Consider the following 601-nt stretch of genomic DNA (forward strand, 5'->3'; position numbering starts at 1 on the left):
TGTTTTCTCTTCCTGAGGGTACTGAGATGTTTCACTTCCCCTCGTTCCCTCCACATGCCCTATGTGTTCAGGCATGGGTGACAGCCCATGACGACTGCCGGGTTTCCCCATTCGGAAACCCCCGGATCAAAGCCTGGTTGACGGCTCCCCGGGGACTATCGTGGCCTCCCACGTCCTTCATCGGTTCCTGGTGCCAAGGCATCCACCGTGCGCCCTTAAAAACTTGGCCACAGATGCTCGCGTCCACTGTGTAGTTCTCAAACAACGACCAGCCACCCATCACCCCACCCGACAAGCAGRTGAGTTCACTGGGGCCGGAATCTTGAAGGACGACCAGCCGGCCGTACCCTCAGACACCCAACAACGTGCCAAGCACGACCCTGTGTCTCATCATCACGTTCCACGCCGAAGCAGTACTGGTGAAGTGATCCACTGGATCGTGCCAACTAATCAACGTTCCACCCATGAGCTGACCGTGCAGAACRTTTGCCTGCAATCGGTACTGTGCTCCTTAGAAAGGAGGTGATCCAGCCGCACCTTCCGGTACGGCTACCTTGTTACGACTTCGTCCCAATCGCCAGTCCCACCTTCGACAGCTCCC

At 57.3% G+C, this 601-nt stretch carries 2 rRNA genes; both read right to left on the reverse strand.

The window, feature by feature from the left end:
- Positions 1 to 229 (reverse strand): 23S ribosomal RNA (locus EAO70_RS37020); the annotation flags it as partial.
- A 286-nt stretch (positions 230 to 515) separates the two neighbouring features.
- Positions 516 to 601 (reverse strand): 16S ribosomal RNA (locus EAO70_RS37025); the annotation flags it as partial.

It is taken from the genome of Streptomyces sp. adm13(2018), from assembly GCF_008042145.1.
Classification (GTDB): Bacteria; Actinomycetota; Actinomycetes; order Streptomycetales; family Streptomycetaceae; genus Streptomyces.